This is a genomic window from Candidatus Kapaibacterium thiocyanatum (assembly GCA_001899175.1).
Classification (GTDB): domain Bacteria; phylum Bacteroidota; class Ignavibacteria; order Kapaibacteriales; family Kapaibacteriaceae; genus Kapaibacterium; species Kapaibacterium thiocyanatum.
In genome coordinates, this window is record MKVH01000019.1 from 1 (window position 1) to 20,081 (window position 20,081).

Sequence of the window (20,081 nt, forward strand, 5' to 3'; positions counted from 1 at the left end):
GGTTATCTGTCACAGAAGCCCCCTATCCAACGATAGCGGGGCTTCTCTGCTTTGTGCCATCCTACCCCTCTCCTCACTCCACCACCACCAACAACAGCAACACGCCGACAACACCACCACGACACACCACACCGACAACTCACGCAGACGATTGGTCCAACCGACGATCCGCCCCCGAGCTTGCATTATGCCATCGTAATGGCCATATTACCGCATCGGACCACCCGATCCCGCGTCTGTCACCCGTCATGAAAGGTCGAATGTTGGTCAAGCATACGTGCGCCGCTGTCCTGGCCCTGGCACTTTCAATGGGCTTCGCCCATACCTCGGCCACAGCACAGAAGAAGAATGACTACTACTACGCCATGAGAACCGTGACCACGGGGCTCGACTCACCCTGGGAAATGACACCCGGACCCGACGGTCAACTCTGGTGCACGGAACGAGCCGGCTACGTCTGCCGCATCGATCCCGACAATGGCACCTACACGCGCATTCTCGATATCTCCGACCGCGTCGTCAACAAGGAGGAATCCGGTCTCCTGGGCATGGCCCTCCACCCGTCCTTCGCGGATAGCCCATATGTCTACCTGTCCTGGACGGATCATGGTGACGGTCAACTCCAGCAGAAGATCGTACGCTATACCTACGATGGCGACCAGCTCGTCGATCCACAGGAATTCATGGCCTGGGATACACCTGCCATCTTCCATGCAGGATCACGTCTGGCGATCTCGAAGGACCACAAGCTGATCGTCACAACGGGAGAGACGACGTCGAACATGGTCGCCCAGTACACCGAAGATCCGAGAGGAAAGGTGCTGAGGCTCAATCTCGACGGGAGCATTCCGGATGACAATCCGGTGCCGGGGTCGGCGATCTACGCACGAGGTTTCAGGAATCCCCAGGGCCTGGTCGTTCTTCCCGACGGGCGCATCTATACGGCGGAGCACGGCCCCGCCACCGACGACGAGATCAACCTGATCCTGCCCGGCGCCAACTACGGCTGGCCCATCGTGATGGGCTACTGCGACGAACCGGAAGAGATACCCATCTGCGAAGCGGAGAACATCACGGAAGCCGTCTATTCGACGGTCGGGTTCACCTACGGAATGGGTGCGCTCGAATACTACACCGGAACACGCTTCCCCGAATGGCAGAACAAGCTCCTCGCCGGCTCGCTGAAGAGTGCCCGTATCCAGGCCTTCGAGCTCGGTGAGGATGGCACGACCGTCTCCAACGAGCGCCAGTACTTCTCACACTCCGTCGGAAGGATACGTGACTTCGCCGCGACGCCCGATGGGCGCATCTTCATCTGTACGAGCAATCGCGACGGGCGCGGACGATATCCCTTCCCGACGGAAGAGGACGATCGTATCTACGAACTTCTCCACGCTCCAGCGGAAGCCGTACCTACGCTGGAAGAGCAGCTGCAACCCGACACCGTCTATGCGAACGTCGGCGATGTCGTCCTGCATCATCTCCGTCTCGAGAATACGGGCAACGCGATGCTGTCCATCAACAACTGGTGGACGGGAGGCGAGAACGCATCGGATGCCATGGTCTATATCTTCGACGGATCACTCTGGCTTCGGGAGAACAGCCACAACTACCTTCCCGTCCAGTGCACTCCGACAGGTGAAGGCGTGAGGACGGCAACGGTTACCGTATCTCCGAACAACATCAACTCCAACCGAACCTATACCATCGTCATCGATCCCGACTTTCCTGACGTGACCTACAAAGAGGATACCATCAGGGTGGAGGGAGCGGTAGGTGCCCGCTCGAACTTCAGTATCCGCTTCATCAACAGTGGTGAGAAGACGGTCGACGTCAACGACGTCCTGATCGAAGGCGAAAGCGCTTCCGAATTCATCGTCAATGACGAGCATCTCCACACGGTACTGGCTCCGGGACAGGAAGGCAACATCGCCATGGAGTTCATTCCCGTATCGATCGGTGAGGAGAAGATCGCCACCGTCTCCGTCACGGGGAATCTGCCACGCAAGCGCTCGATGGTCGTCATCGGCAGCGCTCTCACCGTCTCCGTTGCCGAGAAGAAGTCCGTTACCCAGCCGATATGCGCTCCCCAACCTGCGGATCAGGAAGTGTTCCTTACCGTTCCTGCAGAAGCAGGGCACCATATGATGGTGCAGGTACGGGATATGTTCGGACGTCTCGTCGATACCTTCGAATGGATGTCGGTGTCGGGGATGGACGTCCATCGTATCGCCACGACGGCCTATCCGTCCGGTGCATACAGCATCTCCATCGCCGCAGGAAGCGACGTACGATTCGTCCCGATGATCGTACGGCACTAAACGGCGTATCTTCGCCGCCATGAAGTGCCTTCTGATCGCCATGCTCGTGGTGATGACGACCTCCAGCTTCACAGCACGTGAGGTCGGGTCTCGCCATCCCTTGTCCAATCTTACCGTCGCCGACGTCGACTCGGTATGTGCCATCGTACGCCGCGACAGTCGCTTCCCGATGACCGCCCGCTTCGTCAGCGTCGCGGTGCAGCCGCCGGACAAGCGATCGTTCATCGCTGCGAGGAACGCAATGACCCTGCCTCGACTGGTAGTGGCCGTCGTCTACGATCCGCGGCCGCGGCAGACGTATGAAGTGTACGTCGACCTGCGCACGCGTGACGTCGCCGAGTTCCGCATGGTGGAGAAGGTCCAGCCGATGGTGATGCTGGATGAATACGACAGCGTATCGGCCATCGTACGGGCAAGTCCCCGTTTCGACGAGGCGATGAAACGGCGCGGTATCGTGGATCCCTCCACCGTCGCCATCGATGCATGGGCAACGGGAATACCGACGACGTCGTTTCCGCAGCGACTCTTCAGGGCGATCTGCTACATGAAGAACGGCGATCAGAACGACTACGATCGTCCCGTCGAGGGTGTGCTCGTTCTCGTCGATATGACGAATCGTCGTATCGTCGAGTTCGTCGACAGACCGCTGACGGTCGTTCCGCGCGCTACGCCTACACCCGACGAGCGGCGTAGGGGATCGAAGCGCGCTACGCTCGGTCGCCTCGACATCACGCAGCCATCGATACCGTTCACGGTGAACGACGGTGAGGTCGTATGGCAGAACTGGAAATTCCGCTACGTGATGAATCCGAGAACCGGGCTGGAATTGCACGACGTCCGCTGGCTGCACGATGGAACGGCGAGGAGTGTCGCACATCAGATATATCTGTCCGAGATGGTCGTACCGTATGGCGATACGTCGTCACTATGGTACTGGCGGAACGCGTTCGACGTGGGTGAGTACGGTGTGGGTATGCTCTCGTCCCCCCTGGAACGCGGTGCCGAAGTCCCGGGAAATGCTGCACTGTTTCCCGCGGCCTTCGTTACGTCGGACGGAGAAGGCTATGCCACTCCGGACGTCGTAGGCATCTACGAACGTGATGGAGGAATACTGTGGAAGCATCGCGATGCGTTGACCGGATCCAACCAGGCCAGGCGCGGTCGTGAACTCGTCGTCATGCATATCGCGACGGTCGGTAACTACGACTATGCGCTGCAGTACGTGTTCGGCCTCGACGGCAGTGTCCGTGTCGAGGTCGGGCTTACGGGTGTCATGCTCGCGAAGGGCACGACGGATACGGTCTATTCCGGTAACAGTGCCGAGCAGAAATTCGCCCATCTCGTCGCTCCCAACGTTCTTGCTCCGACGCATCAGCATTTCTTCAGCTTCAGGATGGACCTCGATATCGACGATACGTCGAACGTCTTCTCCGAAGTCGACGTATGGGCGCCATCGGCGCGTGACGAGAATCCGCACGGCAATGCCATGATGATGGACGACTACGATTTCAGATACGAGCGCGAGGCCCGCCGCTCGATGGATGCGTCACGTGCAAGAGTGTGGAAGATCGCGAGCGCGGACAGCGTCAATGCCATCGGTATTCCCACTGCCTACCTTCTGATTCCCGGAGCGAATGCCGTGCCCTACATGATGACCGCCAATCCCGTGAGGAAACGGGCTGGCTTCATCGAGCATCACGTATGGGTTACACGACAACACGATGCTGAGCGCTATGCGGCAGGCGACTATCCGAATCAATCGACGGGCGGCGATGGACTGCCTGCCTACGTGCGTGATAACGAATCCATCTACCGCAAGGACATCGTGTTGTGGTATACGATGGGTGTCACCCATGTGGCACGACCCGAGGAGTGGCCCATCATGCCGACGACGACGGTCGGATTCAAGCTGCTGCCTGCCGGTTTCTTCGATGCCAATCCGGCACTGGATCTTGCACCGACGGTAAAGAAGTCGAAGCGCAAATGATGCGTTCGAGGTCTGGGGACGAGCGCTCCTGTAGCGTTGCAGCTCCATGTCGAACGGATCTACGGCCGTGAAAGGGCCCTGTTCCGTATGATATCCCGTGCGAACTGGATCGCTTCCTTCGTGCTGAGAGGGTCGGCCATGCCCTTTCCTGCCAGGGAGAACCCCGTGCCGTGATCGGGAGACGTCCGTATGATCGGCAGACCGGCCGTCATGTTCACGCCGCCGCCGTGTGCGAGAAGCTTGAGCGGGATCAGCCCCTGATCATGATACATGGCAAGAATGCCGTCATAGGAAGCATAGGCACCGAAGGCGAAGAATCCATCGGCCGGGAACGGTCCTGTGGCATCGATCCCTTGTTGTCGTACCGAAGCGATCGCCGGTGCGATGACGTCGAGCTCTTCACGGCCGAACATGCCATGCTCTCCGGCATGAGGATTGAGACCAAGCACGGCGATCTTCGGATGGGTGATATTCCAGTCGGTCGTCAGCGATGTATGCAGCGCTTCGATGCGCATGTGGACGTTATCGTGCGTGATGAAGGAGCTTACCGCCGTCAGAGGTTCGTGGATGGTCACCAGGGCAACCCGCAGGTCGCGTGTACACAGGACCATCAACGGTGTGCCGCCCGTGCGTGCGGCCAGCATCTCCGTCTGACCGGGAAAGGTCCATCCCGCCTGCGTACAGGCTTCCTTGCTTACGGGTAACGTGACCATCGCTCCTGCACGGTCATCGATGCATTCACGAATGGACGTTTCGAGGGCAAGCAGGGCCGCTTTGCCGGTATCGGCTGCGATGGCGCCGGGTGTGATCGTCACCGGTGCATCGACGTTCAGGATGCCGATCGTCCGCCCATCGACATGCAGGCGCCCGTCGTCGACGTTGGCCGGTAGCGACATGACGTCGCAGCTGGCACCGATGCCGTCGACCGGGCCGACGAGGACGAGGTCGGAGACGTCCATACCTTGTACGGCTCCCACGAAGCATTCGAGGCCGATGCCGTTGAGATCTCCGCACGAGATCACGATGCGGGACCCGTCAGACACGTCCGGTGCGCCGCCGGCGCGTCTTGTAGAAATTCATCAGCAGGCCAACGATCGTCAGATTGATGATGAGTGCGGTCCCGCCCGAACTGAGGAAGGGCAGAGGGATACCCATGACGGGGAACAGGCCCACGGCCATGCCGATGTTGACGAGTGTATGGTACAGCAACATCGTCCCGAATCCGATGGCGATGACGCTGGCGAACTTCGTGCTCACCAGACTGGCGATCGTGATGCTTCGGATGATGATGGCCACCAGCAGGGCGATGACGATGACACCTCCGACGAAGCCGAACTCTTCCGTCGGTACGCTGAAGATGAAGTCGGTATACTGCTCGGGAATGTATCGCAACTGTGTCTGCGTCCCTTTCATGAAGCCCTTGCCCGTCACGCCACCGGAGCCGACGGCGAGGATGGACTGGATGACGTGATAACCGTCACCACGCGGATTGCGTTCGGGTTCGAAGAGGGTGACGAGGCGACCCTGCTGATAGGCGGGGAGCCTGTCGTAGACGGGTTCGACTGCCAGGCCGACGCCGATGAGGACGGCGACGGCGACGATGGTCAGGATGAGATTCCGGCGGAACAGGAAGGCCCCCAGGGTCACGACGGCAGCGACGATGCCGAACCAGAGCATGTTGTCGAACAGTACTCCGTAGAGTGCCGATGCACCGATGAAGGGCAGCATGCCGACGCAGTAGAGGAAGAACAGATCGCCACCGACCCATAGGTAGATTCCCAGCGACATGGCCAGGAATACCGTCGCGGAACCCGTGTCCGGTTGTCCCATGATGAGACCTACCGGAAGCAGGATCATGGCGAGGAGAATGGCCAGGTCACGTATCGTGCGTACGTCCGTACCCTTCTCCGTCATGTATCTGGCGATAGCCATTAGCGTCGTGAGCTTGGCTAACTCCGATGGCTGGAAGGTGAAGCTGCCGATCTGGATCCAGCACTGCTGACCATTGACGATCTTGCCGATACCGGGGACGAGAACGGCCCCGAGCATCAGGATACCTACGCCATAGGCAGGGTAGGCCAGTTCACGAAGCCAGCGCTCGGGAATGAAGAAGGCGACGAGCGCACCGACGACTCCGACTCCGGCGTAGATCAACTGCTTCTGGAAGAAGCTGCTGGCTCCGGAATCGTACGTGGCGCTATAAATGGAGATCAGGCCGAGTGCGAGCACGCCCGCGACGGCGAGGAGAAGACCCCAGTCGAGAAGGTCGTTCATCCGCCGCTGCAGAGCGACGTCGTCATCGTCGAGAAGAAAGGTCGACATGGTCGTCTTTTCGGAATCGGAATGGAAGGGTTATTCCCAGCGACGTCCGGTGATGCGCTCGAAGGCCTCGATATACTTGGCACGAGTTCCGCTCACCACGGCGTCGGGCACGGTCGGCGGGGGATACTGCTTGTTCCAGTCCGTTGTTTCCAGCCAATCGCGCAGGATCTGTTTGTCGAAGTTGTGTTGTGCCTCGCCAGGTACGTAGTCCGCTGCGAGCCAGTAACGTGACGAGTCGGGCGTCAGTGCCTCGTCGATGAGGATGACGGTGCCGTCGTCGAGCTGGCCGAATTCGAACTTCGTATCCGCCAGGATCAGGCCCTTGGCGGCGACGTCCGTAGCTGCAGCGTTGTACAGGGCGATGCTGATGTCGCGTACCTGACGGGCGATGTCCTCGCCCAGGATATCGCAAGCCTGTTCGAAGGCGATGTTCTCGTCATGACCTTCCTCTGCCTTCGTCGCAGGCGTGAAGATCGGCGTGGGCAGCTTCGACGATTCGCGCAGGCCACCGGGCAGCGGTATGCCGCATACGGTGGTATCGTTACGGTATTCCTTCCAGCCCGATCCGGCGAGATATCCCCGCACGACGCATTCCACGGGAAGCGGAGCGGTCTTGCGGACGATCATCGTACGCCCCCGGAGCATGATCCGTTCGTCATCCGTGAGTCCATCCACGGTATCGACGTCCGTCGAAAGAAGATGGTGGGGAACGATGTGTCGGAGGGTGTCGAACCACCATGCGGAAATCTGCGTCAGCAGTGCACCCTTGTCCGGAATGGTCTCGTTCATCACGACGTCGAAGGCGGAAATCCTGTCCGTCGCCACCATCATGAGACGGTCGCCGAGATCATAGACGTCGCGTACCTTGCCGCGACGGAACAGCGGATAGCGGCCTATGGCCGTGGTGTGTACTGCAGGCATGGAATCGGAAGAGTAATGGAAGGACAAAACTACGGAACCCGCAGCTAGGGCAGGCAGAGAAGAGGCAGGATATCCCGGTCGGTTTTCAACAGGTAGAGTCCTGGCGGGACGTCGGGCATGAGCGGAACGGTGCCGTCCGTGAATCGGTGGATGATCCGGCCGTCCGAGGCGTGCAGAATGCCGCCGGTATCCGGTTCGTCGGACCGGGACAACGCGTCGCCCGGACGGACGATGCGTCCACGGCCGGTGGCGGTGACGGAAGGTCCTTCTCCCTCGATGCTCGTGCTGGGATAGGCATAACGCTGTATCATGAGAGCGGTATCCGGGGAGCGCGTCGTGGCGGACAGAAGGAAGCCCGTCCTGCTGCGGGAAACGTCGGCGACCTGGGACCATATGGGCGACCCAAGGACCTTTCCCCATATCAGACGTCCGTTCGTGTCGATGGCTGCCACGAAGCCGTTACGCAGCGTGGCTGCCTTCGCTACGAGGTCGGGCCGGCGGCTGATGGTGTCGAACAGGAGCGATCGTTCGAAGCGTCCACCCACGAGAAGCGTGCTGTCGTCCAGTGGGGTCATGGTCGTCGCCAGGGAATTCGGTCCTCCGCATGTATACCTGATGCGGTTGAACTGTTGCCCGGACCGCGGTGTACGGTACCAGGCGATCGTCAGTTCATCACCCGGATTGCATGTCTTCGTCTCCGTCGCCACATGATAGGCGATGTCGCCGATCATCGTGCCGGTCACGACCTGGCCGTTGCAGAAGGGAAGCGGCCGGGAATCCATGACGTTGCCGGTCGGATCGTACGTGCGCAGGAACGGTCCATCCTCTCCCACGAGCGTCGCCGCCATGATCGAAGGGGTCCGTCTGAACAACGGACGTGTTTCGGCTTCCTCGTCCACGACGCTGATCCATTCTACGGCGCCGTCCGAAGTCAGCGAATAGAGGAAGGGGGTGACGAAGCCGTTGACGACGTCGAAGAAGGACGTGCCCAATCTCGTGCGTGTGGTGAAGGTGCCGAGGACGATGATGCGTCCGGTTTCATCGACGACGATCGATTCCGGAATGTCGACAAGGTCGGCTCCGTCGTTTCTCGCCCATCCCGGCGTGCCGTCGGGATGGAAGGTCGCGATGAGGATGTCGGCATTGCCTCGGCCGGAGAACGTCACGTTGCCTGCGCGATAGGTCGGAATGTCCTGGCTCCCGCTGCCGCACAGTGCGGCGATCGCAATCCCGCCCGTGGGCAGAGCGGAGAGTGCCGTGACGGAGTCCTCGGCCGGTCCTCCGACGTTCTGCAGCCACAAGGGGGCGAGCTTGCGCGTCAGGGCGAGTATGAAGCCATCGCGTCCCCCGTGGGAGTCGAGGGACAGCGCACCACATGAAATGCGACCGGTGAAGGTGCCTGCCACGTAGACTACGTCGGATGTCCTGTCTTCCACGACATGGACGATCGCAGCCGTGTCGATGCCGCCACTCAGGGCGGCGGTGTATGTCAGTACGGGTTCTTCACGCGCCGAAAGATCGGTGACGCACCAGCAAAGGATGATGATCCATATGTGGCGTATCGCCCTCATTCAAGGCCAAGGGAAGAGCGTCCTTGCGGCAGGATGAGGATGGCAAGGATGATCAGGACGAGAGAGCCGAACACCATGAGCGTCGTATTGCGCACGGCGATCTGGGGCGGTGCCTGACGCCAGCGGGCGGTCATATGCACCATGCTCATGGCGACGAGCATCATGAAGGCGTGCTCAAGTCGATAGCGGAGGCCATCTCCGAAGTCGCCCCAGCGCATGGCGAGCTGCGTCATTCCGATGAGAACCTGGATGGTGACGACCAGACCATAGATGCGTACCAGGATCGAATCGGCCTTTCCGAGTCCCTTGCCAGAGAAGAGGGAGATGGCGAGCTTGATCGTCGTGATGACGGCGAGTCCGATGACCAGCCATCGCATGTGCTGGTGAGCGAGAATGATGGTTTCCATGGCCCTCGTTCTGTCGATGTAGGTGGAAGATGCCAGGCAAGATACGACGTTGGGAAACGATAGATTTGCGCCCATGATCCCTCTTGCGCGACGCGTCATACTCGCAGCGGTACTCGGTCTTGCATCGTTCACGAACGGAATGGCCCAGGATTCCACCCGGACCTATTTCTACAAACCGCTGAACTACGGCAGTATGAGCATGTTCACGCCATGGAACGTCATCATCAACGGAAGTCACGACATTCTCCAGCTCGATCGCCAGGAGCGCCGTTTCGACTACATATCCTATGGTCCGGGTCTGGAGGGTGTCTGGCGCAACCTGCTTGCACCAGGTCCAGCCATTTCGAAGTACGGTTGGTGGAAGTTCATCAGTACCGAGCTGCTGCCGCTGAACCTCACGAAGGAAGGCGGGCAATGGCTGCCGAACTATCAGTTGCACCTGATCGGCGGCGGTATGACGTACAGGATGCTCAGCGAATGGTACGAATATCAGGGCGTGGCCGCGCCCGATATCTGGGCCGGCGGTACGATCGCCGTCTATCACGTTCTGAACGAGGCCGTCGAGAATGGACGTCATCGCGGCTACAACACCGATCTCCTGGCCGATCTTCTCGTCTTTGACTGGCTCGGCGTCGTGCTGTTCAGCAACGACGACGTGGCGGGCTTCTTCAGTGAAACGCTGCATATGACGGACTGGTCGAACCTGCCTGTCGTGACCTTCCCCGCGGGGGAGCTTTCCAGTAATGGCCTGTACTACGCGCTCAAGTGGAACATTCCCGGACTCGAACGATGGAGTGCCTTCTATCTGATGGGGATGAGCAACATGGGCGGAGCATCCTATCGATTCGACGATGAACACAGCGTCACGCTTGCGGGTGGACTTCGGGGCAAGTACCTCTACGATCTCGACACCAACGTCAATCTCAAGACGCTCGAGCTCGTGCCGACCGGGGGAGTATACTGGGATCGTAACAACTCGCTCATGGCTTCGCTGACGGCAAGTGGTCAGGAAAGCCAGAGTGTCATCCTCAATGTCTATCCGGGCATCGTCGAGATCGCCGGTGTCTCTCCCGCCTTCTGGGCGGCATGGGGAACGACGGGCGGATGGGGCGTCGGAGTCGCCGTACGGAGTGGTATAGGAGTGGGGTGGAAGTAGGAGGCCGTCACCGCGGTCCATGCCTCTCGTTCCGATACAGAGGCACCATCGTCATGCACGGTTCCCGTCGATGGTACCGATGGCCTAGTCCGATTCACCTATGCAGGATGTATGTGGTGCGGTGCACTGCGCTCGATGGTGGAGCGGCCATACCGATGGACGTGTCGATGATCAGGCCAGCACGCCGAACAACGTGGCCGCATTCCCACGTTCGATGACGACGTCGACGGTATCGCCGATGATATAGCCCCGTTGATCTTCGTGACGGAAGACGACCATCTTGTTGGTGTCGGTGCGCCCGCACCAGTCGGCTGCGTCGCGTTTCGAAGGGCCTTCGACGAGGACGCGTACGGTCGTTCCCGCCGCTCTCTGGTTGATGTCGTGGGCGATCTGGTTCTGCTGGTCGATGATGTCCGTAAGACGGCGATTCTTGACGTCGTGCGGAACGTCGTCGCCCATCTTCCATGCCTTCGTGTTCTCGCGCGGCGAGTAGGCGAACATGTAGGCTCCGTCGTAACCGACCTCACGCATCAACTGCATGGTGCGCTCATGATCATCTTCCGTCTCGGTGCAGAATCCGACGATGATGTCGGTCGACAGTGCACAGTGGGGCATGAGTTCCCTGATCTTGCGGATGCGCTCCATGTAATGTTCGACCGTATACGTTCTGTTCATGAGCTCCAGAACGCGATTCGAGCCGCTCTGTACCGGCAGATGGATGTACTTGCAGATGTTGTCGTGAGCGGCCATCGTCTCGATGAGCTTGTCGCTCATGTCCTGCGGATGCGATGTCGTATATCGTATGCGCACGTCGGGCACGGCCTGGGCGCATGCGGCAAGAAGGTCGGCGAAGTCATGACCGCTGGTCTCGTCGCGGTAGGAGTTGACGTTCTGACCGAGCAGCGTCACCTCCCTGAATCCATCGTCCCCAAGTTGCCGGAGTTCGTCCACCACACTCGCGAGGGCGCGGGAACGTTCCCGGCCTCGCGTGAAGGGTACGACGCAAAACGTACAGAACTTGTCGCATCCGCGCATGATGCTCACCCATGCCGAGATGCCTTCGGTGCGCAGGGGAACGACGTCGTCATAGGTTTCCACACGCGACAGCTTGACGGCGATGCCCTTGTTCCCGGATGATGCCGTGTCGACGAGCTCAGGGACGCGACGATATTCATCGGGTCCGACCACGATGTCGACCAGTTCCTTTTCGAGCAACTGGCCGCGCAGGCGTTCCGCCATACAGCCGAGTACCCCTACGACGAGTTCCCTGTTCTGCTTCTTGAAGTATTTGAGCGTGTTGAGCCGCTCGTGGATCTTGCGTTCCGCATTGTCGCGAATGGCACAGGTATTCAGCAGGATGACGTCGGCATCGTCGGGTTTGTCCGTGTTCTCGTAGCCACTACCACGCAGCACGCCCATTACGATCTCGGAATCGCTGGCGTTCATCTGGCATCCATACGTTTCCACATAGACCTTGCGTCCGTTCGACGAGCTCGGATCGGAAGCAGGCAGGCGGACGTCGTCCAGTACGGGAAGATCGAATGTGGTCGACATGCTGTAAGTCCATGACTAGGCAAAGGGATACCAATTTAACGAAAAAGCGCCGTCGGCGGGGTCTGATCGTGGGGCGATCCGCGGGGTTTCATCGATCCGGAGCCGGAATCGATCATCGATATCTGTCCACGTGCGTGAAAGGGTGCGCGGACAACGATGCCATGTATCGGCAGGGATGTTCCGTGACGGTCGACATGGAATATCCCTGTCGATAGCGACCGTTACAACCCTTGCAGTTTCGAGCCGAGGTAGTGGGGGAGCATGGCCCGCCACGTCGGCCAGTCATGCGTCCATTCGTATCCCCAGAGATCGATCTCGTGAGGGATGCTCTTCATCGACAGCACGCGGCCGATATCGAGCGATGCCTGGGGATCTTCGTATGCTCCACGGCCGGAGACGAAGTAGATGTGGTGCTTCGAGCGCAGGATGTTCAGCCAGTAGTCGTCGTGGAGATTGGGGAGGTAGTCGACAGGTGAGTTGAAATAGCAGTCTTCGTCGAAGTATCCCTTGCTGTATGACTTCAGGTCGTAGATGCCGCTCATGGCAAGGACGCCGTCGAAGACGTCCGGACGGCGGAAGAACGTGTTGGCTGCATGGAAGGCGCCCAGCGACACACCTGACGTCACGATGGGCACTTCTCCATCGCAGTCGCGATAGATGAAGGGAACGACCTCGTCCACGACATACTGGTTGTAGTGCTGATGCCGCACGACCTTCTCACGTCCGTGCATGTGATCGTTCAGCCAGCTTTCGCTGTTGATGCTGTTGATCGAATAGACCTTGATCTTTCCCGCTTCGATGAAGGGCCGGATGGCTTCGATGAGATGGAAGCGTTCATATTCCAGGAAGTCGGCCGCCGCACTTGGGAACATCAGTAGCGCCGGCCCATAGTGGCCGTAGGCCACGATTTCCATGTCCTTGCCGAGATTAGGGCTCCACCAGGTGGTGATGGTACGATGCATGACAGCTCCGTGCAGAACGTTCGAAAGCCATTGGGAATAACCGGACGTCGACAGGCGAAGATAGAGACATCACTCGAACAGAGGAGACGACGGAAGACGTTCGTCGCAGAAGAACAGGAGGGAACCGTCGTGTACGGTGATGGAGACGGCCTCGGCGACGGTGCGGTTGCGGGCCCCTTCCCTGTCTCCCAATGCGAGGCTTTCTTCGGTCAGTTCCCACAGGAGACCGCTCGTGGTGAGGTGCGACGACGGTTGGGGGATGAGGGATACCAGCTCGTCCGGCTTCGCCATGAACCGGAAGGACGTATAGACCGGAATCGCATAGCGTCCGCGTTCATATGCGCAGAGCGACATCGTCCGGCCGTATCGCATGAGTACGCTCCAGTTGTTGAGCGTGTGTTCGAGATTCCCGCCATGCATGCCGGTGACGAGGATGCGCGACCATAGCTGCGTCTGTGCGAAGCGGAGGCACTTCTCGAAGTCATTGCTATCCTGATCGGGTTCGACGATGAATTCCGTCAATCCGTCGATCGCCCTGATGGTGTCGGCATCGAGGGAGTCGAGGTCGCCGACGGTGAACTCGGGAATGACATCGATGGCAGCGAGGCCTGCAGCCGTGCCGTCGGCGGCGATCAGCGGAATGTCGGCAAGCAGTTCGAAGATGGTCCGCGGGGGAATGTCCCCGTTGAGGCAGATGACGGCGTCGAAGTTGAGATCGCCGAACGATAGGATGGGATGGTCCATCATGTGCGTTCCCATGTGTCGTAGATACGTTCGATGGCCTCTATGCCATCCGTCAGGACGGCCGGGCCGGGCTGGAGGATGATGGCGGAGTGGATGTCGTACATCTGCCCGCTCACGGCAGGGCGGAAAGCGTCCCAGCCGGGCCGTGCACGCACGCGTTCCGGTCTGAACATCTTGCCGCACCATGAAGCGATCATGATGTCGGGATCACGCCGTACCGGTTCGAGCGGGTCCGCAAGGATTCGTTCCTTCGCTCCCTGGTGGATCCTGTTCTCGGCGAAGACGTCGATGCCACCGCAGAGTTCGATGAGCTCGCTCACCCATGCGATGCCGGTGATCAGCGGATCGTACCATTCCTCGAAGTAGACGCGCGGATGGCGCGTACGTTGTTTTCCGCGGTCGGCGGCGGCGTCCACATGCTCCTTCAGCGTGGCCGCATAGGCTTCAGCCGCATCCGCCATGCCGACGAACGCTCCCAGGCGGGCGATCATCGAGAGGATGCCGCCCACGGTACGGTGGTTGAAGCAAAGGACTTCCACACCCCGGCGTATCAGTTCGGCGCACATGTCGGCCTGGAGGTCGGACCACGCGATCACGACGTCCGGTTCCAGCGCCATGATCTCGTCGAATCGCGCATCGAGATAGGTGGAGACGAGGGGCTTCTCCTTGCGGGCGCGGGGGGGACGCACCACGAAACCCGAAATGCCGACGATGAGATCTTCGGCATGCAGGGCATACAGGGTCTCGACGGTCTCTTCCGTGAGACAGACGATGCGGCGCGGAAACATGGTCATGGCGGTCAGGGTCTCGACGGAGGTCGTACCGTCGTTCCTCTCGGAACGAGCAGCATGTGCCGCCTGTCGTTCTTGACGCACTGGTTGTAGAACGTCTTGTACGACGTGTATTCTTCCGGCATGACGTAATTGCGCTTGAATACCGTACGGCGGTTGAGCACGAGGTCGGAACCACGCAGATCGTTCCTGACGTCGTACTCGGCGGCGTCATGGATGAAGCTGTTCACGGGCTTGAGTCCGGACGGAGTGTATCCTTTGGGAAGACGGATAGTGATGCGCTCGGCTACCGTATCCTGATAGTTCGAGAATTCGTAGGGATACTCCCTCTTCTCGTAGGACAATGCACCGTCGGGATGGAACTCACCGAACCAGGGGACACGGAAGAAGAGGAAGTCTCCTGCCTCCGTCACATAGGTCGGTGCCAGGTAGGTCAACGTATACGTAAGGTTCTGCGTAAGCGAATCGAGGTTGCGGATGTCGAAGGCTTCGAGGGAGACGTCGGGATAGTCCTGGGCGAGCATTTCGACGATCTGCTTTTCCTGCTCGCGGCGGCTCTTGCCCTTCCATGCGGAACGGTAGAGCTGCGTGCGCGCACCCGTGTGCGTGAAGGTCTGCGTGAAATGCGCCGAGCCGTCGTCCAGAAGATTCATCGCCGTCGTGACCTGGATATTGTTCGCCGGGAAGTCGCTCTTGCCGAGACGGAACGGCTCGGCTTCACCGGGCTTGATCATGAGGGCCAGGCCGTCGACGTCGCCGAACGGCAGGCTGCCGACGGGGATGTTGTCGGCGGTGAGGTCCATGTACATGAGACCCTTCTTCGACATGATGGCCACGATGCAGTGGTCGAAGGGAATCGACGGCAGTGGCGTCCTGAAGAGCGGGGACGTGTTGGTTCTCAGCAGGACGTGATAGGCCTCGATGTTGCGTTCGGCGAGCATGGCGATGCACAACGTCGCGACGTCCTTGCAGTCGCCGATACGCGTAACCAGGACGTCCCGTGCTTTCTGCGGGACGATGCCGCTCTGACGGAAAGGAACGCTGCTGTACCGTATCTCGGACGTGATGTACTGGTAGACGGCCTTGATGACGTCGGCTTCGGAAGCGTCCTTCGGGAGCAGGTCCTTCATCAGCGAAGCGATCTCGTACGAGGAGCGCGTCTTCGTCCGAGCGATATCGTAGTACCAGCTTATCAGGTCGCGCCAGGAATCCACGGACGATACCTGAAGCTGCTTGCCGATGCTGCCGTAGTCGGGCATGCCTTCTTCGTATTCGATGGCGGGTTCGTTCCTGTTCGTCCACGTATACAGCGTGCCGAAGGGTGTCGGAGTGATGCGTGGATCCGATGACCAGTTGTCGGTCTGCCATTTGAACGACGTGCCGACGGGTACGAGGATGCTGTATCGCGAGAGAAGGACGGGATAGAAAGCGTTGAAGTCGTAGGAATCCCAGAAATACTTCGCGAGGCGCCCGCTGCGCGATTCCCTCGACCGTGTACGGATGATGAGATAGTCTCCGGGCACGAGGCCCTTGAACACGAGCAGGCCGCTGTTGTGATCGGCAGGGATTTCACGACCGTCGGCCTTGCGCACGATGGCCTTCTCGATGATGAGCGAGCCATCGCCCGAGAAGGGCAGGCGGTATTCCTTGAACGCATCGATGCCTTCCGTGGTCAGGATCTTGATGACGGTCTCGCGCAGCACTTCGGCGCGGCTGCCGTCATAGACCACGCGGCGTAGGTCGTCGAACAGATAGACGGCAGCGGCATCCGGCGCTTCGGCCGCCATGGGCGAGCTGGCGATGATGCTGTCGATGTTCGCACTGGGCATGATGGAAAAGGGCGAAGCGGCGCCCGTGACGTCGCGGAGCGCTTCCCGCGCATCGAAGTTGGCCGGATCGCATTCCAGGGCTTGCGTGAACGACATGAAGGCGCCGGCGCTATCGTACAGCGTGCGATCGAGCGCACCCGCGCGCGCCCACAGCACCGAAGCGCCGGGTGAGATCGCGAGTGCCTGCTTGATGTGTGCGAGCGCCTGATCGTACTGCTTCCGTGCCGAGTAGACATCGCTCATCACGACATGGTAACCGGGCGCTGCCGGAGACAGATCGAAGAGTTTCTTGAACGTGCCTTCCCATTCGTCGAGACGTCCGGCATCGCGCTGGAGGTTGGCGAGGATGAGCAGCCCTTGTTCTGTGTAGGCGAAGGAGAGATGGCGCTGGATGATGGCGATGGCCGCAGCATGACGCTGAGACGTCTGCAATGCCATCGTCGCATTCATCGCGGCATAGTTGACGTTCTCGGGATGATCCTCGAACGCACGTACGTAGAGCTCGTTCATGTCCGCGATGCGATTGCGCCGACGCGCGAGCGAGAGGGCGTTGTCGTAGAAGGATACCGTTCCCGGAATGATGCGCGACAATCCATCGAGGGTCTGTGCGGCCTCTTCCAGGCGGTCGGCAGCCAGAGCGGTCTGGAACTTGTATCCGAGGGGTAGCGGCAGATCGGGACGAAGCAGGGCGATGCGTTCCATCGTGGTGGCGTACTCATCGGTCTTCCCTCCGCGCTGGTAGGCTTCCAGCAGCAGCGTCAGTACGGGAATGCAGTCCGGAGCGCGTTCGAGGGCGTTGCGCAGAACCAGTTCCGCGTCGATGGCCTGGTCGTTCCGCAGATGGCATTCCGCAAGCAGCAGATAGTTCTCCAGCGCATTCGGATCGCGTTCGATGGCGCGGCGGAACCAGGCCGTATACGGGTTGTCGATGCGGACCGCTTCCGCCTTGCCCTTGTTGGCAGGGAAGGACGAGGTGGAGAACTGCAGGTCGGGAACGGGAATGCCTGCGGCATCGGTGATGCGCAGGAAGAAATTGCAACTGGTGAGCTCACTGTTGCAGCATTTCACGAGGATGCGATTCCATCCCGATTCCAGCCATACTTCCGCGACGTACGTGTCGACGTCGTTGTTGTGTTCGTCGATGGACTCGTTGACGACGCTGTCGTTGAGGAACAGCTTGAAGGCGCCGCTCGTGCCGAGGCGCAGTTGTGCGCGCATCCGCTTCGGTGCGAAGGTATAGGTGATGCCGTAGAATACACCCCTGTTGGTCGGGAAATAGCGTGCCATGTCGATCCATCCGTCGTTGCGGAAGACCTTCGGCTCGTTCCATCGTACGATGGCACCGCTGGCGCCGTTGAAGGTGGCAGTGGCGGAGTCCTGGTACTCCGGCGGGAAGGAACGGTCGAAGCCCGATGCCGATGTGTTGTCGAAGGGACCTGCCAGCCTCCACGTACGGACGGCGCCGATACGCCTGTACAGCGAGCGGGCTTCGTCGATACGGCCGCGCCGTTCGGCGATCATCCCCATCTGTTCCAGGGCCATGGCCTGGAGGATGCCTAATGAGTCGGGACGTTTGATCGCATCGCCGAGCAGTTCCAGAATGCCCGACGAGGGATCGTAGACCTGCGATGTGAAGCGGTCCGTCAGAATCGATGCGTAGAGATATGGTGCTCCATCCGGTGCGGATGTGAGGGCTGTACGGAATGCGTTCCAGGAGTCCTTCGAGTTCTGCAGCATGCCATAGGCATAGGAAAGGCCCAATGCGGCACGGACGTCACGGGGATTCTGTGCCAATGCACTCCTGAACTGAGCGATGGCATCCGCTTCCTTGTTCTTTCGCAGGGCCGACCAGCCGTCGTCCGTGGAGTGTGCCGAACATAGGGAAGAAGAAGAGAGGGCCAGGAATACCGTCGTGACCGTCGACAGGACCCACGCGGAACGCATGCAAAATGATCTGGTCATGCAGGAGCGGGGTTATACGCTGGTGTTTGCTATGTTGCGACATACAACAATGTCCACAATCTAGCAATAATGCCATGTTCACGGTAGCCTCCCTCCTCGTCCCGACCGATTTTTCGGAGAACGCCGGCAAGGCGCTGGAATATGCCAAGGAGATCGCACGTTCCACGAATGCCGAACTGCACCTCATCCACGTCGTGGAGCCCGTGGTCTATCCGGCTGACTGGAGCTATGCGCAAGTGGGCTTCGCCGATATCGAACAGGAGCTGTTCAACAATGCGGAGAAGGAGCTCGGCGCTCTTGCCGAGCACCTTCGTGGGGAAGGCTTTACGGTCGTGACCGCCGTACGCCGCGGCCGCGCATCCGATGAAATATGCTCCTACTGTTTGCAACACGGGATCAGCATCATCAGCATCGGAACGCATGGTCGCAGCGGCCTGGAGCATCTTCTGTTCGGCAGTACCACGGAACGTGTGCTCCGCAAGGCTCCATGCCCGGTTCTGTCGGTGAGGCTGGACCAAAAGACGTCGTCGTAATGCCTCTTCTCAAGACTTCCCGTCTCATTACCATCGAGCGCCATATTTCGGAGGAAGGCGCCCTCCATCCGGATGCGACCGGTGAGTTCACGCGACTGCTGCGCGATCTTACCCTGGCTCTTCGCATCGTCGCGAGCGACGTGCGTCGTGCGGGATTGAACGACGTGCTCGGCATGACGGAGAATACCAACGTTCACGGCGAACGCGTGAAACGGCTGGACATCCACGCCAACGAAGTCATCTTCCGTGCCATGGATCATGGCGGCAACCTGTGTGTGATGGCTTCGGAAGAGAACGAAAGCCTGATGCACATTCCCCGCGAATTCCGCTGCGGGAAGTACGTCCTCGTCTTCGATCCGCTGGACGGCTCGTCCAACATCGACGTCAACGTTTCCATCGGTACGATTTTTTCGATCTACATGCGTCTGGATCCCACGTCATCCGAGCCGGGCACACTGGCCGACGTCCTCCAGCCCGGATATCGTCAGGTGGCCGCCGGATACGCATTGTACGGGAGCAGTACCCAACTGGTGTATTCGAGCGGCAACGGCGTCGACATCTTCACGTTCGATCCCACCATCGGCGAATTCCTGCTGACGTTCGAGAAGATCCGCATACCCAGGCGTGGGCGGATCTACTCCGTGAACTCCGGCAATGCCTACAAGTGGAGTCCGCAGCTCCGCGACTACGTATCGTATCTGCTGCGTCCGAGCGACGATGGAATGCGTCCGTATTCGCTGCGATACATCGGCACGATGGTCGCCGACGTGCATCGGACGTTGCACTACGGTGGCATCTTCATGTATCCCGCCGATACGTCGTCGCCCGCAGGCAAGCTCCGTCTGGTCTATGAAGTGAATCCGATGGCCTTCCTTGTGGAACAGGCCGGTGGCAAGGCGAGTACGGGGACGCAACGTATCCTCGATCTCCAGCCGGATTCGTTGCATCAACACGTTCCGTGTTTCCTCGGTAGCGAGGATGACGTGACCGAAGCCGAGGACTTCCTCCGGCGATAGTATAG

At 59.8% G+C, this 20,081-nt stretch carries 15 protein-coding genes; 5 read left to right on the forward strand and 10 right to left on the reverse strand.

The features are described from left to right. The first annotated feature begins 308 nt into the window (after positions 1-308). The gene (locus BGO89_03145; protein ID OJX58240.1) at positions 309-2,321 is read left to right on the forward strand and encodes a hypothetical protein; all 2,013 of its coding nucleotides are present in this window, start codon (positions 309-311) and stop codon (positions 2,319-2,321) included. Between the two features lie 19 nt (positions 2,322-2,340). Beyond that, the gene (locus BGO89_03150) at positions 2,341-4,308 is read left to right on the forward strand and encodes a hypothetical protein (protein OJX58241.1); all 1,968 of its coding nucleotides are present in this window, start codon (positions 2,341-2,343) and stop codon (positions 4,306-4,308) included. A 59-nt stretch (positions 4,309-4,367) separates the two neighbouring features. Here BGO89_03150 and BGO89_03155 read toward each other — a convergent pair whose 3' ends face one another. From BGO89_03155 to BGO89_03175, 5 genes are read right to left on the reverse strand one after another with little or no spacing between them, the layout of a single operon-like run. After that, positions 4,368-5,351 carry a 4-hydroxythreonine-4-phosphate dehydrogenase PdxA gene (locus tag BGO89_03155; protein ID OJX58242.1) on the reverse strand — a complete coding sequence of 328 codons (984 nt, stop codon included), beginning with the start codon at positions 5,349-5,351 and terminating at the stop codon, positions 4,368-4,370. Further along, positions 5,344-6,630, reverse strand: coding sequence for a hypothetical protein (locus tag BGO89_03160; GenBank protein OJX58243.1), 1,287 nt, complete (start codon positions 6,628-6,630; stop codon positions 5,344-5,346). Before BGO89_03160 ends, BGO89_03155 begins: the two co-directional genes overlap by 8 nt. Positions 6,631-6,660: 30 nt before the next feature. After that, entirely contained in the window at positions 6,661-7,551 is an 891-nt protein-coding gene (locus BGO89_03165) for a phosphoribosylaminoimidazolesuccinocarboxamide synthase (GenBank protein OJX58244.1), read from the reverse strand. 44 nt (positions 7,552-7,595) lie between these two features. Further along, a complete protein-coding gene (locus BGO89_03170) occupies positions 7,596-9,122 on the reverse strand; it encodes a hypothetical protein (GenBank protein ID OJX58245.1) in 1,527 nt (508 codons plus the stop codon). Continuing rightward, the gene (locus BGO89_03175; protein OJX58246.1) at positions 9,119-9,529 is read right to left on the reverse strand and encodes a hypothetical protein; all 411 of its coding nucleotides are present in this window, start codon (positions 9,527-9,529) and stop codon (positions 9,119-9,121) included. Before BGO89_03175 ends, BGO89_03170 begins: the two co-directional genes overlap by 4 nt. Positions 9,530-9,602: 73 nt before the next feature. On the opposite strand from BGO89_03175, the gene BGO89_03180 reads away from it, so the two are divergent. Beyond that, positions 9,603-10,685: a hypothetical protein gene (locus tag BGO89_03180; protein ID OJX58247.1), complete on the forward strand. Its 1,083-nt coding sequence runs from the start codon at positions 9,603-9,605 to the stop codon at positions 10,683-10,685. A 171-nt stretch (positions 10,686-10,856) separates the two neighbouring features. Here BGO89_03180 and BGO89_03185 read toward each other — a convergent pair whose 3' ends face one another. From BGO89_03185 to BGO89_03205, 5 genes are all read right to left on the reverse strand, one after another. Further along, complete coding sequence (locus tag BGO89_03185; protein ID OJX58248.1) at positions 10,857-12,239, reverse strand: tRNA (N6-isopentenyl adenosine(37)-C2)-methylthiotransferase MiaB; 1,383 nt, start codon at positions 12,237-12,239, stop codon at positions 10,857-10,859. 221 nt (positions 12,240-12,460) lie between these two features. After that, complete coding sequence (locus BGO89_03190; GenBank protein ID OJX58249.1) at positions 12,461-13,201, reverse strand: esterase; 741 nt, start codon at positions 13,199-13,201, stop codon at positions 12,461-12,463. A gap of 69 nt (positions 13,202-13,270) precedes the next feature. Then, the gene (locus tag BGO89_03195) at positions 13,271-13,960 is read right to left on the reverse strand and encodes a thiamine diphosphokinase (GenBank protein ID OJX58250.1); all 690 of its coding nucleotides are present in this window, start codon (positions 13,958-13,960) and stop codon (positions 13,271-13,273) included. Beyond that, positions 13,945-14,733, reverse strand: a complete 789-nt coding sequence (locus tag BGO89_03200) for a cobalamin-binding protein (protein ID OJX58287.1) — start codon at positions 14,731-14,733, stop codon at positions 13,945-13,947. The genes BGO89_03195 and BGO89_03200 overlap by 16 nt, the downstream gene beginning before the upstream one ends. Positions 14,734-14,744: 11 nt before the next feature. Further along, positions 14,745-18,509: a hypothetical protein gene (locus tag BGO89_03205; GenBank protein OJX58251.1), complete on the reverse strand. Its 3,765-nt coding sequence runs from the start codon at positions 18,507-18,509 to the stop codon at positions 14,745-14,747. A 92-nt stretch (positions 18,510-18,601) separates the two neighbouring features. Here BGO89_03205 and BGO89_03210 point away from each other — a divergent pair, with 92 nt between their 5' ends. Both BGO89_03210 and BGO89_03215 read left to right on the forward strand, forming a co-directional pair. Then, positions 18,602-19,060 carry a hypothetical protein gene (locus BGO89_03210; protein ID OJX58252.1) on the forward strand — a complete coding sequence of 153 codons (459 nt, stop codon included), beginning with the start codon at positions 18,602-18,604 and terminating at the stop codon, positions 19,058-19,060. After that, positions 19,060-20,076, forward strand: a complete 1,017-nt coding sequence (locus BGO89_03215; GenBank protein ID OJX58253.1) for a fructose-bisphosphatase — start codon at positions 19,060-19,062, stop codon at positions 20,074-20,076. Before BGO89_03210 ends, BGO89_03215 begins: the two co-directional genes overlap by 1 nt. Positions 20,077-20,081: the final 5 nt, after the last annotated feature.

What these genes read in the sequence shown, in the direction of transcription:
- BGO89_03195 (OJX58250.1), bottom strand. Translation starts at nt 13,960, where the DNA reads ATGGGAACGCACATGATGGACCATCCCATCCTATCGTTCGGCGATCTC.
- BGO89_03165 (OJX58244.1), bottom strand. Translation starts at nt 7,551, where the DNA reads ATGCCTGCAGTACACACCACGGCCATAGGCCGCTATCCGCTGTTCCGT.
- BGO89_03180 (OJX58247.1), top strand. Translation starts at nt 9,603, where the DNA reads ATGATCCCTCTTGCGCGACGCGTCATACTCGCAGCGGTACTCGGTCTT.
- BGO89_03200 (OJX58287.1), bottom strand. Translation starts at nt 14,733, where the DNA reads ATGTTTCCGCGCCGCATCGTCTGTCTCACGGAAGAGACCGTCGAGACC.
- BGO89_03215 (OJX58253.1), top strand. Translation starts at nt 19,060, where the DNA reads ATGCCTCTTCTCAAGACTTCCCGTCTCATTACCATCGAGCGCCATATT.
- BGO89_03160 (OJX58243.1), bottom strand. Translation starts at nt 6,630, where the DNA reads ATGTCGACCTTTCTTCTCGACGATGACGACGTCGCTCTGCAGCGGCGG.
- BGO89_03175 (OJX58246.1), bottom strand. Translation starts at nt 9,529, where the DNA reads ATGGAAACCATCATTCTCGCTCACCAGCACATGCGATGGCTGGTCATC.
- BGO89_03185 (OJX58248.1), bottom strand. Translation starts at nt 12,239, where the DNA reads ATGTCGACCACATTCGATCTTCCCGTACTGGACGACGTCCGCCTGCCT.
- BGO89_03145 (OJX58240.1), top strand. Translation starts at nt 309, where the DNA reads ATGGGCTTCGCCCATACCTCGGCCACAGCACAGAAGAAGAATGACTAC.
- BGO89_03150 (OJX58241.1), top strand. Translation starts at nt 2,341, where the DNA reads ATGAAGTGCCTTCTGATCGCCATGCTCGTGGTGATGACGACCTCCAGC.
- BGO89_03205 (OJX58251.1), bottom strand. Translation starts at nt 18,509, where the DNA reads ATGCGTTCCGCGTGGGTCCTGTCGACGGTCACGACGGTATTCCTGGCC.
- BGO89_03210 (OJX58252.1), top strand. Translation starts at nt 18,602, where the DNA reads ATGTTCACGGTAGCCTCCCTCCTCGTCCCGACCGATTTTTCGGAGAAC.
- BGO89_03170 (OJX58245.1), bottom strand. Translation starts at nt 9,122, where the DNA reads ATGAGGGCGATACGCCACATATGGATCATCATCCTTTGCTGGTGCGTC.
- BGO89_03190 (OJX58249.1), bottom strand. Translation starts at nt 13,201, where the DNA reads ATGCATCGTACCATCACCACCTGGTGGAGCCCTAATCTCGGCAAGGAC.